General features: G+C 72.7%; 4 protein-coding genes. 1 reads left to right on the plus strand and 3 read right to left on the minus strand.

Going from position 1 to position 2,526, the window contains the following annotated elements; translation table 11 throughout:
* The gene (locus tag GA0115240_RS39400) at positions 1-111 is read left to right on the plus strand and encodes a 3-keto-5-aminohexanoate cleavage protein (RefSeq protein ID WP_346267976.1); all 111 of its coding nucleotides are present in this window, start codon (positions 1-3) and stop codon (positions 109-111) included.
* Positions 112-152: 41 nt separating this feature from the next.
* Here the strand turns inward: GA0115240_RS39400 and GA0115240_RS23900 are convergent, their stop codons facing one another.
* From GA0115240_RS23900 to GA0115240_RS23910, 3 genes are all read right to left on the minus strand, one after another.
* Positions 153-1,184 carry a PHP domain-containing protein gene (locus tag GA0115240_RS23900; protein WP_093739500.1) on the minus strand — a complete coding sequence of 344 codons (1,032 nt, stop codon included), beginning with the start codon at positions 1,182-1,184 and terminating at the stop codon, positions 153-155.
* An 85-nt stretch (positions 1,185-1,269) separates the two neighbouring features.
* Positions 1,270-2,103: a GH25 family lysozyme gene (locus tag GA0115240_RS23905; RefSeq protein ID WP_093739502.1), complete on the minus strand. Its 834-nt coding sequence runs from the start codon at positions 2,101-2,103 to the stop codon at positions 1,270-1,272.
* Positions 2,104-2,148: 45 nt separating this feature from the next.
* Positions 2,149-2,526, minus strand: a 378-nt coding sequence (locus GA0115240_RS23910; protein ID WP_141708947.1) for a DUF4232 domain-containing protein, incomplete at its 5' end; no start/stop codon positions are given.

Below are 2,526 nucleotides of genomic sequence, written 5' to 3' on the forward strand. Positions count from 1 at the left end.
ATCGGCTACGAGGACGCGCTGCTGCTGCCGGACGGCACCCCGGCGCCCCACAACGCGGCCCTGGTCGAAGCCGCCCGGAACATCATCGCCGAGGCGGCGCTGGCGCACTGACCGCTGACGCACTGACCGGCGGAGCGCCGCCCGCGGGCTGCTCAACCGGCGCCGGCCGGCGGCCGGCGCGTCGCCGTCCAGTGCAGGAGCTGATCCGCCGTCCAGGTGGTGATGACCCGCTCCGCCGGGATGCCGGCCTGCTCGGCGCGGGCGCAGCCGTAGAGCTGCCAGTCGAGTTGGCCCGGGGCGTGGGCGTCGCTGTCGATGCTGAACAGGGCGCCGGCGTCGCGGGCCACAGCGAGCAGGCGGCGGGGCGGGTCCAGCCGTTCGGGGCGGCAGTTGATCTCCACGGCGGTGCCGCCGGCCGCGCAGGCGGCGAAGACCGCTTCGGCGTCGAACTGCGACTCGGGCCGCGTCTTGCCGCCCAGCAGCCGCCCGGTGCAGTGCCCGAGCACGTCCACCAGCGGATTGCTGGCGGCTGCGACCAGACGGCGGGTGAACTCCGGTGCGGGCATCCGCAGTTCGGAGTGGGCGGAGGCCACCACCACGTCCAGCCGGTCCAGCAGCGCCTCCTGCTGGTCGAGCGAGCCGTCGGACAGGATGTCGCACTCGATACCGGTGAGCAGCCGGAAGGGCGCCAGGCGCGGGCGCAGCTCGTCGATCAGGTCGAGTTGGCGGCGCAGCCGGTCCGCGGACAGGCCGCGGGCCACTTTCAGCCGCGGGGAGTGATCGGTGAGCGCCGCCCACCGGTGGCCGAGGTCGCGGGCGGCGCGCGCCATCGTCTCGACGGGGCTGCCGCCGTCGGACCAGTCCGAGTGCAGGTGGCAGTCGCCGCGCAGCGCCGCCCGCAGCGCCTGGCCGCCCGCGGTGAGCGGGGTGCGGGCCCGCTCCTCCAGCGCTGCCAGGTAGGCCGGGGTGCGCCCGGCCGATGCCTCGGCGATGACCTGGCCGGTCGTCTCCCCGATGCCCTTGAGATCGGTGAACCGCCCGGCGGCGGCCCGCTGCCGCATCTCCGGTGCGGGCAGCGCGGCCAGCACGCCGGCCGCGGTGCGAAAGGCCCGTACCCGGTAGGTGGGCGCCCCCGAGCGCTCCAGCAGGAACGCGATCCGTTCCAGTGCCTCGATCGGTTCCATGGTCTGCGCTCTTCCCGGCGGCGCGCGCCGCTAACAGCGGGCGGCCGCGCGTCACCCGTCGGGACCCGCTTTCCGCGGCGGCGCCTCACACATTGGGCACCTTCAGCGCGTCCCAGCTCTCCTTGCCGGGCGGCCACTTCAAGGCGGCGCCGGTCCAGCCCTTGTCGTGGTCGGTGCTGTACTTGCGCTGCCACGCCTCGTACGAGGCGACGTCGCCGGAACCGATCACGTCCTTGTCGGCGCTGCTGGCGTAGTGGTCGCAGCCGACCGCCACCAGCCGGTCGTGCATGGCGGCGACGATCGGCGAGCGGCGACCGGTGGTGAACCAGCCGGCGCCGGGGAAGGGCTCGTAGGCGGGCGCGGGCACGGCCTTGCGCGCCCACGCCTGAAGGGCGGCCTTGTCGGCGAAGCTGGCCACATCGTGGTCGATGCCGCCGGTCTCGCTGTACTGGTGGATGGTCCAGGCGTGCTGGACCCGCGGCCGGCCGGCCGGGGCGCTGGGATCGGCGATCCACAGGCCGTCGCCGCAGAAATCGGTGCGGTCGCGGTTCAGCCAGAAGTCGCGATTGCAGTAGAGCAGCACCCGGTGGCCGGGCGCGGCGGCCTGCGCCTGCTTGATCCAGGCGTCCTTGTCCGCGGCCGACATCCCGGTGTCCTCCCAGTCCAGCGCGAGGAGGTCCCCGGCCTGGGGGGCGGCGTTCCGCAGGAAGTACGCCACCTGGTCACCGACCGACCCGGCCCTGGCGAAGTGGTAGTGGCCGACCACCAGGCCGTGGGTGCGGCCGGTGGCGATCTGCGCCGCGTGCTTCGGGTTGACGTAGCCGGTGCCTTCGGTGGCCTTGACGATCACGAAGCCGAGCCCGGCGGTGGTGTAGGCGGTGTTCTGGTAGGACGCGACATCGATTCCGTTGACGCTCATGGGCGTTCCTTCGGTACTACGGCTGATGGCCGGCCGATGGGAGGGTCACTGCACCGCGCTGACGTCGAAGGTGTCACCGCAGACGAGCGGACTACTGGTGGCGAGCGTCAGGGACTCGGTGGATCCCGGAGGGTACACCTTCAGAAAGGTCGGTTTGCCCCAACAACTATTGCCCTTGATGCCCTTGTTGAGCGTGTGCAGATTGGCCTGGACGGTCTGTCCGGACGCGATACGCACCGCTGTGCCAGCGGGGCCCTGGCGGTCGGCGGGCTTGCCGATCACGCTGCCGTCCCCGCGGATGAGTGACACCCCGGGATAACCGTCGAGCGTGCAGGAGCTCTTGCCGGTGTTGGTGAAGGCCAGCGGGTAGTAGACATTGCCCGCGCCCGGGTCACCGCGGCCGAGCCGCATCCGCAGGTCGGT

The organism is Streptomyces sp. DvalAA-14 (genome assembly GCF_900091855.1).
Lineage (GTDB): Bacteria > Actinomycetota > Actinomycetes > Streptomycetales > Streptomycetaceae > Actinacidiphila.